Origin of the sequence: Nocardia kruczakiae NBRC 101016 (assembly GCF_001612965.1) — a bacterium.
Lineage (GTDB): Bacteria > Actinomycetota > Actinomycetes > Mycobacteriales > Mycobacteriaceae > Nocardia > Nocardia kruczakiae.
Genome location: NZ_BDBL01000008.1, coordinates 110,338 through 127,555, shown reverse-complemented (window position 1 = coordinate 127,555; position 17,218 = coordinate 110,338). Strand labels below are relative to the sequence as shown.

The following is a 17,218-nucleotide window of genomic DNA, read 5'->3' as shown; positions in this document are numbered from 1 at the left end:
GCAGATCGCGAACAGCTATCGACCGGCAAGCATAATGCTCGAACCCGCGCGGACCGGGAAATCGGTGCGCGCCACGCCGTCGCCCTCGGGATATCAAGCGGGGTAGACGTGGATCTCGGTGGCCTTGACTGCGGCCCATACCCGCATATCCGGTTGAATGCGCAGGTCGGCCACCGCTGCAGAGGTGATGTCCGCGAGCACCGGCGGAGCTCCGTCGAGTCGGACGCGGGTGAGGTTGGCGTGGTGTTCCAGGCCGCCGACGGTCACCGGCCAGGAGTTGCGCGGGCTGCCAGTGGGTTGCTGTGGATGCAGGCTCACCGCGGTGGGCGGGAAGGCGAGGAAGACCCGGCCGGTGGCCGGCGTGGCGACGGTGAGGTGCCCGCCGTTGTCGATCTCGACACCGGTGCCGTCGGCCGTGCCGCGAAACAGGTTGAGCCCCATCAGATCCGCGACATAGTCCGAGCGTGGCCGCCGCGCGATCTCGGCGGGTGCGCCCTGCTGGACGACCGTGCCCTGTTCGAGGATGACGAGCCGGTCCGCCAGCACCATCGCATCGAGCGGATCGTGGGTGACCACCACGGTATGTCCGCGATAGTCCCGCAGATGCCGGGCGAGGTCGGCGCGCACCTGCATCCGGGTCCCGGCGTCGAGGGCGGCCAGTGGTTCGTCGAGCAGCAGCAGCTGCGGGTCCGTGGCCAGGGCGCGCGCGAGTGCCACCCGCTGCGCCTGCCCGCCGGAAAGGGTGCGGGGCGCGGCGTGCGCGTGTTCGGCGAGCCCGACCCGCGCGAGCCGGTCGGCGGCGCGGGCCCGTGCTCGGGCGCGCCGCATACCGCGCGCCCGCAAGCCGAACGCGACGTTCTCCAGCGCCGAAAGATGCTGGAACAGAAGGTAATCCTGGAACACGACGCCGACCTGTCGCCGTTCCGGCGGGACGAAGACGCCCGGCGGCTCGTCCCAGATCGCGTCGGCGACGGTGAGGCGCCCGCCGGTGAGCGGGACGAGTCCGGCCAGCGCGCGCAGTGCCGTGGTCTTCCCGGCGCCGTTGGGGCCCAGCAGCGCCACCACCTCACCGGGTGCGACGGACAGCGAGAGGTCGAGGCGGAAGCGCTCGCGCCGCACCTCGAGTTCGGCCCGCAGTGTCATACCGCTCCTCGAATCCAGCGCTCGCGCAACGACACCAGCACCGCTACGGAGACCAGCAGCAGCACCAGGCTGAGTACGATCGCGGCATCGGGATCGGTTTCCAGCGCGAGATACACCGCGAGCGGCATGGTGGTGGTGCGGCCGGGGAAATTCCCGGCGAAGGTGATGGTCGCGCCGAATTCGCCCAGCGCCCGCGCCCAGCACAGCACCCCGCCGGCGAGCACACCCGGCGCGATCGCGGGCAGGGTGACGCGGCGGAAGGTGTACCAGGGGCTCGCGCCGAGGGTGGCGGCGGCTTCCTCGTAGCGGGTGTCGGTACTGCGCAGCGCGCCCTCCACCGAGATGACCAGAAACGGCATGGCGACGAACGCCTCGGCCACCACCACCCCCGGCGTCGTGAACGGCAGCGAGACGCCGAACCAGTCGTACAGATACTGCCCGAGCAGACCGCGCCGGCCGAACACCAGCAGCAGCGCCACCCCTCCGACCACCGGCGGCAGGACCAGCGGCACCGTCACCAGCGCGCGGATCAGTCCCCGGCCGGGCAGTTGCGCCCGCGCCAGCAGCCAGGCCAGCGGGATGCCCAGCACCAGGCAGATCGCGGTCGCGCAGGTGGCGCAGATCAGCGAAAGTCGCAGGGCGGTGCCGACTTCCGCGCTGAACAGCCGATCGGACAGACTCGCCCACGGGGTGCGCACCAGCAGGCCGATCAGCGGGATCACCAGGAACGCCAGCGCGCAGAGCGCGGGCAGCACCAGCACGACCGGCCGCCGTCCCGATGCCGCCCGCCGCCGCGTTCCCGGACTGCTCACGGGGTGCCGAATCCCGCGGCGGCGAATACCTGCTTCGCCGGATCGGAGTGGATGTAGTCGACGAAGGCGGCGGCCGCGGCGGCGTTGGGCGCCTTCGCGAGCGGCGCGATCGGATAGGTGTTGATCACCTTCCCCGATTCCGGGAAGTCGATGCCCCGCACCTTGTCGCCGGCCGCCTGCACATCGGTGCGGTAGACCAGGGCGGCGTCGACCTCGTCCAGGGTCACCTTGGTGAGCACGGCCTTGACATCCTGCTCCCGGGTATCCGGCTGCGGGGTGATGCCGGAGATCTGGAAGACCTTCTCCGCGGCCGCACCGCACGGCACCTGCACCGCGCACAACGCGATCCGCGGTTCGGTCCTGCCGAAATCGGCCAATCCGGTGATCGTGCCCGGATTACCCTTGGGCACAGCGATTTCCAGCCGATTGCTCACGAAGGTGTCCGGTTTCGCGGTGACCTCACCGGCGTCGACCACCCGCTGCATATCGGCCGGGGCGGCGGAGGCGAAGACGTCGGCCGGTGCCCCCTGCTCGATCTGCTCGGCCAGTGCCGAACTGCCGCCGAAGCTGTAGACGACCTTCACGCCGGGGTGGGCGGCCTCGAAGTCGTGGCCGAGTTTCGTGAACGTCTCGGTGAGCGAGGCCGCCGCGAATACCGTGACCGTGCCCGCGAGTCGGCCCGTCGCGGACGTGGTTGTCGCGTCGTCGGACCCGCATCCGGCCAGGGCCGCGGTGACGGCGACGACGGCCGCTGCGGCGCCGGCGGTCCGGAGGATCTGCATGTTCGTCAACTTTCTGGGATTTCGACCACGACATGGGTCGATTTGACCGAGGCGACGGCGATACTGCCGACCTCGAGACCGAGTTCGTCCACCGATTCCCGGCTGATCAGCGAGACCAGCCGGAACGGTCCGGCCTGCATCTCGACCTGCGCCATCACCGTGTCCTTGACGATGCGGGTGACGATGCCGCGCATCCGGTTACGGGCCGAGGCGGCGACGGTGACACCGGGTTCGTGCGCCTCGGCGTGCTGACCACGCAACACCTCGGCCAGGTCCGCGCCGCGCACCCCCTTGCGGCCGCTGTCGAGCCGGATCTCCGGCAACCGCCCCTGATCGATCCAGCGCCGCACGGTGTCGTCGCTGACCCCCAGCAGCGCCGCCGCCTCACTGATTCGCAGATTCGTCACAATCACAAGCATATTGCCGTGAATGCGGTTCGCAAGCCCGCCGTGGTTGCGGGCCGGTTACCCGATTCTCACCGGGACGGGAGGGCGTTCGTGCGGATCGGTTCCTGGCGGGAACATGCGCGATGAGGGATGCTCGGCGGTATGCCCTGGCTCGCCGGAATCGTCTCCGCCACGACGCGATTCGCCAACCGTCGCGGTGTCTATGCCGGTAGGCGGTCGACGAAAGTCCATGTGGCGCTCTACCGTTGGTCGGGTGGGCGGATCGGCGGGCACATGCCGGGCCGTCGGCATGCGCGCATCCTGCTGCTCGACCACGTGGGTGCGAAATCCGGCATCCCGCGGACCTCACCGCTGCTGTATGTCGACGCGGGGGCCGCGGTGGCGATCGCGGCGTCGAAGGCGGGGCAGCCGCACCATCCCGCCTGGTATCACAACCTCCTCGCCCACCCCGACACCACGATCCGGATCGGAACCGAGGTGCGCCCGGTGCGAGCGCGGGTCGCGACCGCAGCCGAATATCCGGACCTCTGGCGCGAATTCGTCACGATGACACCGGATTACGAGTTCTATCGGCGTCAGGCAGGCGGGCGCACGATACCGCTGGTCGTCCTCGAGCCGCGATGACGGGCGTGCTCAGCAGTACAGGTCGACGAACCGGTCGAGTGAGCGTTCGATATCGCCCCGCAGCGCTCGTGCCACCGTCGCCCCGATCGGGCCGAACAGCGGCCGCCCGCCCAGATCGATGTCGACCGTGACCGCCGAACCCGAGGCGTTCGGCGCGACCAGCAGTTCCAATCCCAATTTGGTACCGCCTTTGCCGGCGCCGCTCAACACGAGCCGGCGCGGCGGTTCCGCGGCGCGCACGGTCCAGCGCACGCGATTGCGCAGCCCCTTCACCGAGGCGATCCCCACCAGTTCGGTACCGGGGGTGAGCTCATCGGGCACCCGGCCGCGCCACGCCTCGTGCATGATCAGCCACTGATCGAGTTCGCTCAGATTCGCCGCATGCGACCAGGCCCGATCGGGAGTGATCGGAACATCCACCGATACTGTCAGTTTCGCCACGCGTGGATGTTAACCGCCGATGATTCGCACACCGGCCGCCGACTACGAGGCGACTCCGGGATCGGCGTGGATCGGCCGGTCGGTCGCCGAGAGCGGTTGTGCGGAACCGCCGCGGCGCACCGCCACGATCTCGGCGCCGATCGACACCGCGGTCTCCTCCGGCGTGCGGCCGCCGAGTTCCAGGCCGATCGGTGAATGCAGCCGACGCAGCTGTCGATCGGTGATTCCGTTGTCGCGCAGGTGTTCGCGGCGCTCTCGATCCGAGCGCCGCGAACCCATCGCCCCCACATACGCCACCGGTAGCCGCAACGCCGCCGCGAGTACCGGCACATCGAATTTCGGATCGTGGGTCAGCACGCAGATGACCGTGCGCGAATCCACCTGCGTCCCCGCCAGATAGCGGTCGGGCCGATCGCGCACCACCTCGTCGGCCTCGGGCAGCCGCGCCCGGTCGGCGAAGACCGGACGTGGTTCGCAGACGGTGACCCGATAGCCGAGCAGCCGCCCGACCCGGCACAGCGCGGTGGTGAAATCGGTGGCGCCGAAGACGATCATGCGCGGCGGTGGCGCGAAGGACGCCACGAACACCGTGCGTTCCCGATCCGCGCAACCGAGGGTGCGGACCGCGCTGGTAGCGGTCTCGAGCATGGCACGAGCATGCGCGATCACCGCCGGATCCGCGGGCCCGCCGACCGTGCGATCCGCTCGCACCGCGACCATCGCACCGGATTCCAGATCCCGCACCAGCGCGACCGGCCGATCCGGATCCAGCGCCGCATCGATCGTGTCGTACTCGGCCGCGGTGACCCGGTGGATGAACACGTCGAGTTCACCACCGCAGGTGAGCCCGACGGCGAAGGCGTTGTCGGCGCTGTAGCCGAAGGTGTGGCGGACCGGCTCCCCGGATTCGAGGACTCGCAGGCATTCCTCGTAGACCGTGCCCTCCACACAGCCGCCGGAGAGGCTGCCTCGCACCTGCCCCGCCGCCGAGACGGCCATGGTGGTGCCCACTGCCCGTGGCGCACTGCCGCGCACGCCGATCACGGTGGCCAGGGCGTAGGTCGTGGCGGCGGCATGCCAGCGCCGCAGGTGCTCGCCGAGTTCGCGCACGCTGACCTCCGATGAGAATTGCATTCTCCATATACTGTAGCGACGTACTCACTTTGGGCATATATTGTTAACCGACCGCGAGGTGCCGGTCCTTGTCCGACGGCGAACAAGAGGGGATCAGTCCGATGACCGCGATGCGAGCCGCCCGATGACCTCGACGACAACCACCGCGAGCGCCTCCGTCGTCGGCGCTCGCGTCCCGCGCATCGAGGACGCGCGCCTGGTCACCGGCGCCGGAACCTTCGTCGACGACGTGACCCGCCCGGGCGCGGTGCACGCCTGCTTCGTGCGCAGCCCACTGCCCCGCGCGACCATCGGCACGATCGACGTCTCGGCGGCACTGGAACTCGACGGGGTGCTCGCCGTCTACACCGCCGCGGACCTCAATCCCGGTGCGCACGAGATCTCCTACGACCTGGACATGGTCGGCATGCCGCCGGTGCCGCGTCCGCCGCTGGCCGAGGAGGAGGTCCGATTCGTCGGCGATCCGGTCGCGCTGGTGATCGCCGCGGACCGCTATATCGCCGAAGACGCCGCCGAACTGGTCGTCATCGACTACGAACCGCTGGATCCGGTGGTCGACTACACCACCGCCGAACAGTCGCCGAATCTGGTGCACGCCGGATTCGCCGGCAATTCGGCCGGGGCGATGGGCGGGCGCCCGGCGTCCGACCTGGCACCGCTGTTCGACTCGGCCGCCCATGTGGTGCGGCAGCAGATCTTTCAGCAGGCCTATCTGCCGGTGCCGATGGAAACCCGCGGCATCCTCGCCGAATGGACGGCCGCGACGGCGGAGATGACGATCTGGATCGCCACCCAGTCGCCGCACGAGGTCCGGGCCTTCTGCGCCCGCCTGCTCGGCATCGACGAACACCAGGTCCGGGTGATCGCGCGCGACACCGGCGGCGGTTTCGGGCTCAAACAGCTGCCACTGCGCGAGGAGACCTGTGTCATGCTCGCCTCCCGCGCGCTCGGCACCCCGGTGAAATGGATCGAGGACCGCCAGGAGAATCTGATGGCCTCGGGCCTGGCCCGGCACGAGAACGCCGATGTGGCAATGGCATTCGATGCCGAAGGCAGGATCGTCGCGGCCTCCATCGATCACGTGCAGAACGTCGGCGCCTATCCCACGCCCTCGCCGATCACCGGTGGTGTGGTCGTCGGCATCCTGTTCCCCGGCCCCTACCGCATCACCGACGCCTCGTTCAGTGCGAAGTTCCTCTACTCCAACACCGTCGGGCGCGTCGCCTATCGGGGGCCGTGGCAGTTCGAATCGGTGGCACGCGAGGTGCTGCTCGACCACGCGGCCCGGCGGATCGGTATCGACCCGATCGAGCTGCGCCGCCGGAACATGTTGCGCCGCGACGAATTGCCGTGGGCCAATCCCAACGGCATGTCCTACGACAACATCTCGCCGCTGGAGACGCTCGAGCAGGCGGTCGCGACACTGGACTACGACGCCTTCCGCGCCGAACAGCGCGCCGCCCGCGCGCAGGGCCGCTACCTCGGCGTCGGCACCTGCACCTATGTGGAACCGACCACCGGCGCGAGCCCGTTCCTCAGCACCGAGGGCGCCACCATCCGCATCGAACCCAGCGGCAAGGTCAACGTCTACGTGGCGGGCGGTTCGGCCGGAAACAGCTTGGAGACCACGGTCGTTCAGCTCGCGGCCGACGCGCTGGGGGTCACGCTGCCGGATGTGGCGACCATTCAGGGCGATACCGCGGTGACGCCGTTCGGCGGCGGCACCGGAGGCAGCCGTTCCGGATCGATGACCGCGGGGGCGATCGGGCAGACCGCGGCCGTCCTGCGCGAGCGGATCGCCGCGATCGCGGCCCACCGATTGGGCGTCGCGCCGGAGGAGATCGATATCGCCGACAGCCGCGCGAGCGTGCGCAGCGCTCCCGACAAGGGGCTCACGCTGGCCGAGATCGCCGATATCGCCTACTTCCAGGCCGACAGTCTGCCGCCCGGAGTCCCACCCGGACTCGAAGCCAGCGGCCGGCACAAGACCTCGCAGATGGCGATCTGGGCCAACGCCACCCACGTCTGCACCTGTGAGGTCGACATCGAGACCGGGGCGGTGACGCTGCTGCGCTATATCGTCAGCGAGGACGTCGGCCCGATGATCAACCCCGATGTGGTGGAGGGCCAGATCTACGGCGGCACCGTGCAGGGCATCGGCGGCGCGCTCTACGAACATCTCGCCTACGACGACAGCGGCAATCCGGTCGCGACGACCTTCCTGGACTATCTGCTGCCGACCGCCATGGAGGTGCCGGTCATCGAGGTCGGTCACGTCGAGACGCCCAGTCCGGGGCCGGGCGGTTTCAAGGGCGTCGGCGAGGGCGGGGCGATCGGCGCGGCGCCGGCGGTGCTCAACGCCGTCGCGGATGCGTTGTCGCCGTTCGGGATCGAGCTCCGGGAGTTGCCGCTCTCACCCGCACGGATCGTGGACATGGTGGAGCGGGCACGCGCCGCCGGGAAGGAGTCGGTGTGAAACCGGCCGCCTTCGACTATCACGCCCCCGCCTCGGCCGAGGAGGCGGTGACGCTGCTCGCCGAACTCGGCGACGAGGCCAAGATCATCGCCGGCGGCCAGAGCCTGGTGCCGATGCTGGCCTTGCGGCTGGCGGTCTTCGACCACCTCGTCGATCTGCGGCGAGTCGACGACCTGCGCGGAATCGAGGCCGGTGCGTCGAGTGTGCGGATCGGCGCGGGGACCACCCACGCGGCGGTCGGCGCCTCCGAAAAGATCCGCCGGGCGGTTCCGCTGCTGCACCGGGCGACACCGCTGATCGGGCATTTCCAGATCCGCAACCGCGGCACCATCGGCGGTTCGATCGCCCATGCCGACGCCGCGGCCGAATATCCGGTGGTGGCGTTGACTCTGGACGCCGAGATCGAGGCGTTGTCGCCGCGTGGGCGGCGCACCGTCGCGGCCGCGGACTTCTTCACCGGTATGTGGACGACCGCGCTGGAGCCCGACGAACTGGTCACCGCGATCACCGTCCCGGTCCGGTCCGGGCGCAGCGGCTTCGCGATCGAGGAATTCACCAGGCGCAGCGGCGATTTCGCGATGGCCGGGGCGGCGATCGCGGTCCGGCTGGACGGGGACTCCCGTATCGACCGCTGCGCGATCGGACTGTTCGGGCTCGCGCCGACCCCGGTGCGGGCACGCGAGGCCGAGGCCGAGTTGCTGGGCCGGTCCGCCGATGCGGTGGCGGCCGAGGAGGTCGGCGCCGCGGCGACCGCGAAGCTGACGGCGATCTCGTCGGATGTGCACGGTTCGGCCGAATACCGCCGCCGGCTCGGTGCGGCGATGGTGGCGCGGGCGTGGCGCCGCGCGATAGAGGAGGCGAGCAATGACTGAGGTCGATATCACGGTGCGGGTCAACGGCTTTCGCCGTCGCGACACCATCCCGGCCCGGCTGACGCTGGCCGATTATCTGCGCGACCGCTGCGGGCTCACCGGCACCCACCTCGGATGTGAACACGGCGTGTGCGGCGCCTGCACGGTTCTGCTCGACGGTGCCGCGGTCCGCTCCTGCCTGATCTTCGCGGTCCAGGCCGACGGCGCCGAGATCACGACCGTCGAGGGCATCGCGGAATCCGACGGGACACTGTCGGCGGTGCAGGAGGCCTTCCGCGCCGAACACGGATTGCAGTGCGGCTTCTGCACGCCCGGCTTCATCGTCTCCGCGACGGCGTTCCTGCGTGAGAATCCCGATCCCACCGATACCGAGATCCGCGAGGCGATCTCGGGAAATCTGTGCCGCTGCACCGGATATCAGGGCATCGTGCGCGCGGTCCGTGCCGCCGCCGAGGCGCGCGAGTCCGGTGCCGAATCGTCCACCGGCGACGAGGCCGATATCGCCGCACCCGCCGCGCGGCGGGCCTGATCCGACCGAGGACCGTCATGAAACTCGACAACACGTTCACCATTCCCGTTCCGGCGGCGCAGGCCTGGCCGGTGCTGCTCGACCTCGAGCGCATCGCGCCGTGTGTGCCCGGCGCGACCATCACCTCGCGCGAGGGCGACGATTTCCACGGCAAGATCAAGGTCAAACTCGGTCCGGTGGGGTTGAGCTACAACGGGATCATCAAGGTCGTCTCGCAGGACGAACAGGCCGGGGTCGCGGTGCTCGAGGGACGTGGCCGGGAGGCGCGCGGCAACGGCACCGCGACCGCGACCATCACCTGCCGGTTGGTCGAGAACAACGGCAGCACAGAAGTTTTCGTCGACACCGATCTGGCGATCACCGGCAAGCCCGCACAGTTCGGCCGGGGCGCGCTGGCCGATGTCGCGGGAACCCTCATCGGGCAGTTCGCCACCAACCTCGCCGACGAGATCACCGCCTCCGCGCAGCCGGCCGAACCGCTGCGCGCCGTGACGGAAATGCCCGACACGGGCGCGACCACCGTCACCGCCCAACGGCAGCGCACGACCGCCTCGCGCCCCCCGGCCGAGCCACTGGATCTGCTCGCCGCAGCCGGATCCGCCCGGGTGATGCGCTACGGCGGGTTCGCGGCGGCACTGATGCTCGTGGTGCTGGTGGCCGTCGTCCGGCGGCGAGCGCGGCGAGGCTGAGCGGGCCGCGTCAGCGTTCGAGGTCGCCGGGATCGTCGATATCGCGGCCGGTGGCCAAGTCACCGCATTCCACGGTGGACGCGGAAACACGACGCAGATAAGCGGCGGCGCCACGATCACCGGACAGGGTCGGCAGCAGATCGGCCCAGTGCCGGCGTGCGATCACCACGGGATGGCCGGGACGTCCGGCGAAACTCGCCCGCGCGATACCGGACGGGTCGGACATCGCGCCCTCGATCACGCGGGCGACCACATCGGCGCCGACATCGGGCGTATCCACCACGTGCAACGCGACGTACGCGGCGTCGAGCCGCTGCGCCGCACCGACGCCCGTGCGCACCGACGCACTCATTCCCTGGGCCCAGTCCTGTGCCACCACGGTGGTGGTCGCGGGAATCGGCGGAACCCGGGCGGCGCCGAGCACGACCACGACCTCCGCGCATCCGCCGTCGCGCAGGGCGTCCACCGCGATGGTCAGCCAGTTTCCGACCGTGGCCTTGGGGCGGCCGAATCGCCGTCCCGCCCCGGCGGCGAGTACGACTCCGACTACTCGGTCCGGCATGGTCGGCCTCTCGAATCGGGAAATGCGCTGTCGCGCCAATGTAATAGCGGAAATGCCGGTCCTTTGTGGACTCGGCCAATTCGTCGTGGCGAGCCGCCGAACAGGGTGGATATCGTTCGCGGCCATCCTAGGATGAGCAACCGACCAACAGGCGCGAGATCAGGTAGGAGTGCGTGATGCCGTCCAAGGCGGTCGGTCAGCGTCGACGCCCGACGCAGGAGCGTGCGAAGGAAACCCGCCAGCACATCCTGGACACCGCGGCGCGGTTGTTCGGTGAGCGCGGGATCGAGAACACCTCGACCAACCGGATCGCCGCCGAGGCCGGCCTCAGCATCGGCACCGTCTACCGCTACTTCGCCGATCGCACGGTCATCGTCGAGGAATTGCTGGAACGACTGCTGGAGAGCATCGAACGCCGCTTCACCGAACGCCTCGATCGCGCCGACCGATCGGTGGAGGAGATGACCGCCGACATCCTCGCCGCCATCTGCGAAGAACTGGTCGACAACGCGAAACTCGTCCGCGCCCTGGCCGCCGGGGTGCAGTTCTACAACAGCGGCATCCCCGAATTCGAACCGCGCCTGCGGCTGCTGGTGAAGGTGCTGCTGATCCAGATCCTCGGCCCCAGCGACGACCACGAACTCGACGTCATGGCCTTCGTTCTGGTGAACACCGGATTCTCCGCGGTCCTGCGGGCCTCCGCGCTCGAGGTCGACCCCGAGGAACGCCGCGAAGCCATCGTCATGACCGCCCGTATGATCGGCGCCTGGAGCACCGCGGAAATCGAACGCCGCGAAGCGAATTCGGCCTGAGAGCTACCGCGCGGCAGGGGCCGCTCGCGCAATGTTGCGCAGGGATACGGTGCCCGGATGACGACGCTTCGAACCGGCCGCGATCTCGCGGCGGACATCCGGGTGCGTTCGCTGTTGTCGGCGGCCGTCGGTGGCGGTGAGGCCCGCCTCGACGCGGTGATGCGCCGCTACCGCGATGATCCGGCGACAGCTCTGCTGGTGGCATTTCGCGAGTCCGAACCCATCGGCGTGGCCGGGTACGAACGATGTGCGGATCGGATCGTGCTGCTGCACATCGCGACATCGTCTCGCGGGCGAGGGGTCGGGCGCCGGTTGGTGGCGCGAATCCGCGCCGACGATCCCACCGTGCCGATCGTCGCCGAAACGGACCGCTCGGCGCTCGGCTTCTATGTGGCGCTGGGATTCGGCGTGACGTCGCTGGGTGAGAAGTACCCGGACGTCGAACGATTTCGGGTACGCCTGAATTCAGGTGATGACAGCGACTGACGTACAGGTGTAGCGTGATGGCAGTCGCTGACATCGGCGGCCGCCGCGCACAACGCGGCGTATTCCTCGCGGGAAGGTCTTTCCATGCGCGTATTCATCACCGGGGCGTCGGGACATGTGGGGTCCGCGGTCGTTCCGGAACTGCTGTCGGCGGGGCACGAGGTGGTCGGACTGGCCCGATCGGATGCCTCGGCCGCGGCGTTGGAGGCCGCGGGAGCGCAGGTGCGTCGCGGAAATCTCGACGATCCGGAGGCGCTGGCTGAGGCGGCGGCCGCGGCCGACGGCGTCATCCATCTGGCGTTCAAACACGAGAACATGATCGCCGGAGACTTCCTCGGTGCGGCCGATACCGATCTGCGGGTGGTCCTGGCGTTCGGCGATGCCCTGGCCGGATCGGGTAAGCCGCTGGTCAGCACATCCGGAACGGGTCTGCTCGCGGCCCTGGGGCGAACCGGCACGGAAGCCGACTCGCTACCGGGCGGTCCGCGCATCGACTCCGAGAACGAGGTGATCGGCTTCGCCGAGCGTGGAATCCGATCCAGTGTGGTCCGGCTGCCACCGACCGTGCACAGCACCCTCGACCGCCACGGTTTCGTGCCCACCCTGATCGCCATCGCGCGTGAGAAGGGCGTCTCCGCCTACGTCGGCGAGGGCGGCAACCGCTGGCCGGCGGGCCACACCCTCGACGCGGCGACTCTGTACCGGTTGGCTCTGGAATCCGCCCCCGCCGGCACCCGCCTGCACGCCGTCGGCGACGAAGGCATACCGCTGCGCCGCATCGCCGAGGTGATCGGCCGTCACCTGGACGTGCCGGTCGTGAGCATCGCCGCCGAGGACGCCCCCGGCCACTTCGGCTTCCTCGCCCCGATGGTCCAGCTCGACAACCCCACCACGGCCGAGGCGACAACCGCTCTGCTCGGATGGAAACCCTTGCACCCCAACCTCATCGAGGATTTGGAGGAGGGCCACTACTTCACCGGGCGGTGACCCGGAACAGCGGCGGACCGGCGGCTCACGTGGCGTCGGCGTGCACCGGATCCGCCGCTCGTACTCCTCGGGGTTGCCCTGCGAACACAGCCGATCCCCGGACTACCCAACCGGGTCCACGCGCAGGGTGGTGTTCTCGGCGGCGGGGGCCAGCATCGGTTCGAGGGCGCTGGGCTGGTCGCGGTACTTCGACTCGTAGGCCTTGCGGACGCGGTCGTTGATGTAGGACTCCGTCACCGGGTGCAGGGTCACGTCGGTTTCCACGGCGTGAGCGCGCACGCGCGCGCCGCGGGTGTGCATGGCGTGGCGGTACCACCCGCCGGATTGTCCGTACGCGGAGCGGATGTAGAGATCGTTGTCGACGCGCACGACCCAGATGGTGGTCCAGTCCCGCAGTGCGCCGTTCTCGTAGTAGCTGGTGATCTCCAGTTCCTCGGACGATCCGATCCGATCGAGCTGAGCGGTGGTCCAGGCCATGTCGTTACCTCCATCGATCGCGATGCAGTGGGTTCGCCAAGGCTAGGCCGATTTTCCGCCGTGATGCGGCCGCCTCAGCGCGGTTCGGGGAACTTTTCGGCGACCGCGGCGATCAAGGCGCTTGTCCAGCGTTCGAGTATCCGCGCGCCCTCGGCGGCGTCGGCGGTGGTCGGATCGCCGAGTATTCCGTTGGCGCTCACCGCTTTCACACCGCCCGAGCGCAGGCGCGGCATCAGCTCGCGCAGCGGCCGGGTCGTGCCGGGTTCGGCGCGGTGCATCGCGACCAGCTCCGGGGCCAGACGGAGCATGACCGAGGTTTCCGCGTGTCCGGCGTGGGTGTCGTCGGCGGGGCCGGTAGGCGACCACACCAGGGTCGGTCGGGCTTCCGTGGTGAGGAGGCGTTGGGCGGCCCGCAGCGGTTCGAGATTCCCGCCGTGTCCGTTCACCAGGATCACGCCCGCGAATTCGTCTGCCGAGCGCACCAATTCGACGATCAGCAGTTCGAGGGCGCGGTGCCCGATCGACAGTGTTCCCGGGAATCCGGCGTGTTCACCACTGGACCCGTACGGGATCGCCGGCGCCGCAACGACATCCGGACGTGTGGCGACCAAACGGCGGCACAGTTCCACGGCCACGGCGGTGTCGGTGCCCAGCGGTAGATGCGGTCCGTGCTGTTCGGTCGCGCCGAGCGGAATCGCCAGCAGCGGTGCCCGATCGGCCGCGGCGAGGTCGGCCGAGGTCAGATCAGCGAGGCGCATCGCCGTCTCCGTCGGTGCGATACAGCAGCGGCACCACCGGCTCCGCGGTTCGTATGCGCAGACATCCCGCCCACACTCCCAGCCCGTAGGCGAGATCGTCGGCGATGCGCAGCAGTCCGGCCCGCGGATCCCGCCCGGCCGTCACCGCGCGGACCACCACCGGTAGGTAGGCCGCGAGCAGCAACCGGCGTCCCCGGCGACCGAACAACGCTGCGGGCCACCAGATTCGGCGCAGCGCATCGGCGAGCTGACGTCCGGCGGCCAGTTCGGCCTCGCCGACCACCGTCGCGGCCAGCGACGCCGGTAGCCCGGCGGCGCGCAGCCGCCGCAGTTGCCGCACCGGTCCGACGGCCGTCGCGATGCCGAGCCACGGGCGGCCCAGCGCGACCGTGGCCCAGCGGAAGGCGGTGCTGCGGGGCAGGCGCGCGCAGTGCAGATGCCCCGGATGCCGCCGCGCCAGCACGGCAGCGGAGGTGCCGTAGTCGTAGCGCTGCCGCAACCACGCCCGCAGCGTGGTGCGCGGCTCGTGCCGGACCACCGAATCGGGTTGGTAGCGAACAAGTTTCCCGTCGCCCACGAGCCGCCAGATCAGATCGACGTCCTCGCCGTAGCGCAGGCTTTCGTCGAATCCGCCGGCCCGGTCCACGGCCGAGCGGCGCACGACCAGCGCCGCGGTCGGGACGTAGGAGATGCGCCCGCCCGGCCGCACCACCGCCGGTTCGCCACCCATATCCAGGCTCGACCGGTGGGCCTCGTATCTGCCGAGCACGCCGTGCTCGAAAGCCCGCACCCGCGGGGCCACGGCCGCCACCGCCGGATCGTCGAACAGCGGCAGGAGCGGTTCCAGCCAGCCCGGATCGGGCACGATATCGGAATCGAGAAAGGCGATCAGCTCGGTGCGCACCGCCCGGTATCCGCTGTTGCGTGCCGCCGCCGGGCCACGCGCGGACCCGTGCCGGATGATCGTCACGCTCGGCGGTAGCTCCCCGTCCGCGGCGATATGACCGGTGATCGGTTCGGCGGAACCGTCGTCGACCACGATGCGGGAACCCACATCGCAGGTCGCGGCGAGCAGCCGGGTGAGCCCGGCGACGTTGTCCTTGACCGGGACGACGACAGTGACATCGGCGATGGTGTGACCGCCCCGGTCGATCGTCGGATGCGCGACGCCCGCCGCCAGCATCCGCTGCGCCAGCGCCTGCGCGCCCGGGTCACTGCCCACCGGTTCGCCCGCGAACCACGCCCGCACCCGGCGGGCACCGGCGGGGGAGAGGCGCAGCATCCGCAGCGGACTGCCGCCGAGCAGCACTCGTCCGTCGGGCGAGGACCGCAATCGGGCGTCCGGACGCAGCGTGACGGTCACAACGGCACATCCTCCATCGGCACGACCCGGCCGGCATCGGCCGCGTCCGGAACGAACCAGACCAGGCTACGTGTGCGGCCGGAGGGCGTCGCCGGTGGATCTATTCGATCCCGAGGGTGACCTCGGTCGATTTGATCAGCACCTTGACCGCCGATCCCTCGGCGAGCCCGAGATCGTCCACGGCATCGCGGGTGATGGAGGATGTGATCTCGTCTCCGCCGGTGAGGCGGACCCGCACGACCGCCATGGCCGCACCGCGAGTGACCGAGACGACGGTGCCGTCGAGCTGATTCCGGGTGCTCAGGCGCATGCGGCGACCATACGCCCGGGACCGGCTGCGGCGGGGGAGGGCGGAGGCGGCGCGTTCAGCCGATCTCGTTCAGCGCGGGCGCGATCGACACCAGCTGTTCGATGCCGGAGGCGAATTCGGTGCCGATCGGTGCCGGCAGCGCCACCTGGTCCGCACCGGCGTCTCGCCGCGCCCTCAGTCGCGTCCGCGGTCGATGCGGACGGCGCGGCGGGCGTTGGCGATGGCGGAGACGGTGGTGGTGCCGAGGACGCCGTCGCGGTCGAACATCACCGCGGTGCCGACGGCGAGGCCGTGGTGTTCGACGCGTTCGGTCAGTGCGAGGCCGACTTCCCTCTCGGCCGGCAGGCGCGTAATCGCCATCGTCACATCGGGATTGATGTATTCCAGGCCCGCGCTGCCGAGATTGGACACCATATTGGTGACGTCGGCGACCGAGGCCGCGAACTGGAACGGGGTCGGCTCCTCGCCGTCGACCACCGGAATGGCGAAGTGCCAGATACGTTTTCGGGGGCTGTCGCGGAAGGCGTCGGTCCACTCGCCCCAGCCCTCGGATTCGGTGTGGTACAGCCGTTCCGTGTCTAGGGTGGGCCGCCGGCCCGCGGCGGGGGCGGCGGGTATGGTGCCGCCGGACCAGACCTGCCCGGGCGGGGCCTCGCTCGGTCGCAGAAACAGTGCGCTCGCGCGGGCCGCCGGTTGGCCGTCCTGGGTCAGCACCGCATCGACCAGGCAGAGACGGGGGCCTTCGCGGACGATCGTCGCGGAGGTCACCGAGGGGCGCATCCGCACCGCGCGGAACAGATCGAGCGTCCACCGGACCGGCTGCAGATCAGGACGGCCCAGGGTCTCGACCGTCCGCTCGGCCTCGCGCGCCAGCGCGGCGCTGACGGCCGGCCCGCGCATCTGATCCGCACCCCAGCCGCTGCCCGCGCGAGGTTCGGGATGCAGTTCCTCGGTGTCCTCGTGCTTGACGCGGAAGAACGCACTGTTCATGTGGCCGAACTCCTTCCTCACCGGCCGACCACGGCCGGGCAACCACGATCATCGACCGCCGGGGGCCGGCGACCACGTCCGGGGTCGGCGAAGCGTGACCGGGACCGAGGAGATCCGGGCGACCGGATGCGCCGTCGCGGCGATCGAACTGGCCGACGGTTCGGTGACCACGTGGACCACACCCGACATCATCGCCGAGCACATCGGCCCGCGACTGGGGGCGGCGGCTGCCGCGGCGGGCCGGCCGGCACCGCGAACAGTCGTCGTGGTGTCGGCGGCCGTGACCCACGATCCGGACGACCTCAGGCAGGAGTTGGCGCAGACGTTGGCCCCGGCTTCCCGGCTGCCGAGCTACCGGGCTCTGCTGGATCGCCAGCATCTGACCGGTGTGCACGAGACCGCACTGCTGGGGTCCGAAGATGTTGTGGCAGAAGGTATCAGCGCATACGTCCGCGCCGGTGTCACCGATCTGATCGTCAGTGTGCGCGGGGATGCGGCGGCGCAGCAGCGGACTCGAGAGTTGGTTTCGACCGTGCGCCGCGCCGCTCCCACCGCTCGGTGAGG

General features: G+C 70.0%; 21 protein-coding genes. 9 read left to right on the top strand and 12 right to left on the bottom strand.

Features of this window, described 5'->3' with window-relative positions:
• Window positions 1-93: 93 nt before the first annotated feature.
• From NK1_RS08705 to NK1_RS08690, 4 genes are read right to left on the bottom strand one after another with little or no spacing between them, the layout of a single operon-like run.
• Complete coding sequence (locus NK1_RS08705) at window positions 94-1,143, bottom strand: ABC transporter ATP-binding protein (RefSeq protein WP_063008026.1); 1,050 nt, start codon at window positions 1,141-1,143, stop codon at window positions 94-96.
• Window positions 1,140-1,955 (bottom strand): molybdate ABC transporter permease subunit, encoded by an 816-nt coding sequence (gene modB, locus NK1_RS08700; protein ID WP_063008025.1) that lies wholly within the window; start codon window positions 1,953-1,955, stop codon window positions 1,140-1,142. The genes NK1_RS08705 and modB overlap by 4 nt, the downstream gene beginning before the upstream one ends.
• On the bottom strand, window positions 1,952-2,737 hold the full coding sequence (gene modA, locus NK1_RS08695) for a molybdate ABC transporter substrate-binding protein (RefSeq protein ID WP_063008024.1): 786 nt from the start codon (window positions 2,735-2,737) through the stop codon (window positions 1,952-1,954). The genes modB and modA overlap by 4 nt, the downstream gene beginning before the upstream one ends.
• A 5-nt stretch (window positions 2,738-2,742) precedes the next feature.
• Window positions 2,743-3,144 carry a TOBE domain-containing protein gene (locus NK1_RS08690; RefSeq protein ID WP_036508843.1) on the bottom strand — a complete coding sequence of 134 codons (402 nt, stop codon included), beginning with the start codon at window positions 3,142-3,144 and terminating at the stop codon, window positions 2,743-2,745.
• Window positions 3,145-3,285: 141 nt separating this feature from the next.
• Here NK1_RS08690 and NK1_RS08685 point away from each other — a divergent pair, with 141 nt between their 5' ends.
• Window positions 3,286-3,768 carry a nitroreductase/quinone reductase family protein gene (locus NK1_RS08685; protein WP_084460715.1) on the top strand — a complete coding sequence of 161 codons (483 nt, stop codon included), beginning with the start codon at window positions 3,286-3,288 and terminating at the stop codon, window positions 3,766-3,768.
• Window positions 3,769-3,777: 9 nt separating this feature from the next.
• On the opposite strand, the gene NK1_RS08680 is transcribed toward NK1_RS08685, so the two are convergent.
• Window positions 3,778-4,209: a type II toxin-antitoxin system Rv0910 family toxin gene (locus NK1_RS08680; protein ID WP_063008023.1), complete on the bottom strand. Its 432-nt coding sequence runs from the start codon at window positions 4,207-4,209 to the stop codon at window positions 3,778-3,780.
• 42 nt (window positions 4,210-4,251) lie between these two features.
• Window positions 4,252-5,319: an XdhC family protein gene (locus NK1_RS08675; protein WP_063008082.1), complete on the bottom strand. Its 1,068-nt coding sequence runs from the start codon at window positions 5,317-5,319 to the stop codon at window positions 4,252-4,254.
• 148 nt (window positions 5,320-5,467) lie between these two features.
• Between NK1_RS08675 and NK1_RS08670 the strand changes: the two genes are divergently transcribed.
• The 4 genes from NK1_RS08670 to NK1_RS08655 are packed head-to-tail and all read left to right on the top strand — an operon-like array spanning window position 5,468 to window position 9,909.
• Window positions 5,468-7,819, top strand: a complete 2,352-nt coding sequence (locus NK1_RS08670) for a xanthine dehydrogenase family protein molybdopterin-binding subunit (protein ID WP_063008022.1) — start codon at window positions 5,468-5,470, stop codon at window positions 7,817-7,819.
• On the top strand, window positions 7,816-8,691 hold the full coding sequence (locus NK1_RS08665; protein WP_063008021.1) for an FAD binding domain-containing protein: 876 nt from the start codon (window positions 7,816-7,818) through the stop codon (window positions 8,689-8,691). The genes NK1_RS08670 and NK1_RS08665 overlap by 4 nt, the downstream gene beginning before the upstream one ends.
• Window positions 8,684-9,220, top strand: a complete 537-nt coding sequence (locus NK1_RS08660; RefSeq protein ID WP_063008020.1) for a (2Fe-2S)-binding protein — start codon at window positions 8,684-8,686, stop codon at window positions 9,218-9,220. Before NK1_RS08665 ends, NK1_RS08660 begins: the two co-directional genes overlap by 8 nt.
• A gap of 17 nt (window positions 9,221-9,237) precedes the next feature.
• Window positions 9,238-9,909, top strand: a complete 672-nt coding sequence (locus tag NK1_RS08655) for an SRPBCC family protein (RefSeq protein ID WP_063008019.1) — start codon at window positions 9,238-9,240, stop codon at window positions 9,907-9,909.
• Window positions 9,910-9,919: 10 nt separating this feature from the next.
• Here NK1_RS08655 and NK1_RS08650 read toward each other — a convergent pair whose 3' ends face one another.
• On the bottom strand, window positions 9,920-10,471 hold the full coding sequence (locus NK1_RS08650; RefSeq protein WP_063008018.1) for a nucleotidyltransferase family protein: 552 nt from the start codon (window positions 10,469-10,471) through the stop codon (window positions 9,920-9,922).
• Window positions 10,472-10,647: 176 nt separating this feature from the next.
• On the opposite strand from NK1_RS08650, the gene NK1_RS08645 reads away from it, so the two are divergent.
• The 3 genes from NK1_RS08645 (at window position 10,648) to NK1_RS08635 (ending at window position 12,756) form a co-directional block, all read left to right on the top strand.
• The gene (locus tag NK1_RS08645; RefSeq protein ID WP_063008017.1) at window positions 10,648-11,283 is read left to right on the top strand and encodes a TetR/AcrR family transcriptional regulator; all 636 of its coding nucleotides are present in this window, start codon (window positions 10,648-10,650) and stop codon (window positions 11,281-11,283) included.
• A 57-nt stretch (window positions 11,284-11,340) separates the two neighbouring features.
• A complete protein-coding gene (locus NK1_RS08640; RefSeq protein ID WP_063008016.1) occupies window positions 11,341-11,769 on the top strand; it encodes a GNAT family N-acetyltransferase in 429 nt (142 codons plus the stop codon).
• An 84-nt stretch (window positions 11,770-11,853) separates the two neighbouring features.
• The gene (locus NK1_RS08635) at window positions 11,854-12,756 is read left to right on the top strand and encodes an SDR family oxidoreductase (protein ID WP_063008015.1); all 903 of its coding nucleotides are present in this window, start codon (window positions 11,854-11,856) and stop codon (window positions 12,754-12,756) included.
• Between the two features lie 102 nt (window positions 12,757-12,858).
• On the opposite strand, the gene NK1_RS08630 is transcribed toward NK1_RS08635, so the two are convergent.
• The 5 genes from NK1_RS08630 to NK1_RS08610 form a co-directional block, all read right to left on the bottom strand.
• Window positions 12,859-13,233, bottom strand: a complete 375-nt coding sequence (locus tag NK1_RS08630) for a DUF2255 family protein (RefSeq protein ID WP_063008014.1) — start codon at window positions 13,231-13,233, stop codon at window positions 12,859-12,861.
• A gap of 74 nt (window positions 13,234-13,307) precedes the next feature.
• Window positions 13,308-13,991 (bottom strand): mycofactocin biosynthesis peptidyl-dipeptidase MftE, encoded by a 684-nt coding sequence (gene mftE / locus NK1_RS08625; protein WP_063008013.1) that lies wholly within the window; start codon window positions 13,989-13,991, stop codon window positions 13,308-13,310.
• Entirely contained in the window at window positions 13,978-15,354 is a 1,377-nt protein-coding gene (gene mftF, locus NK1_RS08620; RefSeq protein ID WP_063008012.1) for a mycofactocin biosynthesis glycosyltransferase MftF, read from the bottom strand. Before mftF ends, mftE begins: the two co-directional genes overlap by 14 nt.
• 100 nt (window positions 15,355-15,454) lie before the next feature.
• Window positions 15,455-15,664 carry a TOBE domain-containing protein gene (locus NK1_RS08615; protein ID WP_063008011.1) on the bottom strand — a complete coding sequence of 70 codons (210 nt, stop codon included), beginning with the start codon at window positions 15,662-15,664 and terminating at the stop codon, window positions 15,455-15,457.
• Between the two features lie 174 nt (window positions 15,665-15,838).
• Complete coding sequence (locus NK1_RS08610) at window positions 15,839-16,654, bottom strand: acyl-CoA thioesterase domain-containing protein (RefSeq protein WP_063008010.1); 816 nt, start codon at window positions 16,652-16,654, stop codon at window positions 15,839-15,841.
• A 94-nt stretch (window positions 16,655-16,748) separates the two neighbouring features.
• On the opposite strand from NK1_RS08610, the gene NK1_RS08605 reads away from it, so the two are divergent.
• Window positions 16,749-17,216 carry an LLM class flavin-dependent oxidoreductase gene (locus NK1_RS08605; protein WP_063008009.1) on the top strand — a complete coding sequence of 156 codons (468 nt, stop codon included), beginning with the start codon at window positions 16,749-16,751 and terminating at the stop codon, window positions 17,214-17,216.
• The last annotated feature ends 2 nt before the right edge of the window (window positions 17,217-17,218 follow it).

Excerpts from the sequence above, each read along its gene's own strand:
- NK1_RS08615 (WP_063008011.1), bottom strand. The coding sequence starts at position 15,664 with ATGCGCCTGAGCACCCGGAATCAGCTCGACGGCACCGTCGTCTCGGTC.
- mftE (WP_063008013.1), bottom strand. The coding sequence starts at position 13,991 with ATGCGCCTCGCTGATCTGACCTCGGCCGACCTCGCCGCGGCCGATCGG.
- NK1_RS08670 (WP_063008022.1), top strand. The coding sequence starts at position 5,468 with ATGACCTCGACGACAACCACCGCGAGCGCCTCCGTCGTCGGCGCTCGC.
- NK1_RS08650 (WP_063008018.1), bottom strand. The coding sequence starts at position 10,471 with ATGCCGGACCGAGTAGTCGGAGTCGTACTCGCCGCCGGGGCGGGACGG.
- modA (WP_063008024.1), bottom strand. The coding sequence starts at position 2,737 with ATGCAGATCCTCCGGACCGCCGGCGCCGCAGCGGCCGTCGTCGCCGTC.
- NK1_RS08660 (WP_063008020.1), top strand. The coding sequence starts at position 8,684 with ATGACTGAGGTCGATATCACGGTGCGGGTCAACGGCTTTCGCCGTCGC.
- NK1_RS08630 (WP_063008014.1), bottom strand. The coding sequence starts at position 13,233 with ATGGCCTGGACCACCGCTCAGCTCGATCGGATCGGATCGTCCGAGGAA.
- NK1_RS08645 (WP_063008017.1), top strand. The coding sequence starts at position 10,648 with ATGCCGTCCAAGGCGGTCGGTCAGCGTCGACGCCCGACGCAGGAGCGT.
- NK1_RS08655 (WP_063008019.1), top strand. The coding sequence starts at position 9,238 with ATGAAACTCGACAACACGTTCACCATTCCCGTTCCGGCGGCGCAGGCC.
- NK1_RS08610 (WP_063008010.1), bottom strand. The coding sequence starts at position 16,654 with ATGAACAGTGCGTTCTTCCGCGTCAAGCACGAGGACACCGAGGAACTG.
- NK1_RS08635 (WP_063008015.1), top strand. The coding sequence starts at position 11,854 with ATGCGCGTATTCATCACCGGGGCGTCGGGACATGTGGGGTCCGCGGTC.
- NK1_RS08705 (WP_063008026.1), bottom strand. The coding sequence starts at position 1,143 with ATGACACTGCGGGCCGAACTCGAGGTGCGGCGCGAGCGCTTCCGCCTC.
- NK1_RS08640 (WP_063008016.1), top strand. The coding sequence starts at position 11,341 with ATGACGACGCTTCGAACCGGCCGCGATCTCGCGGCGGACATCCGGGTG.
- NK1_RS08685 (WP_084460715.1), top strand. The coding sequence starts at position 3,286 with ATGCCCTGGCTCGCCGGAATCGTCTCCGCCACGACGCGATTCGCCAAC.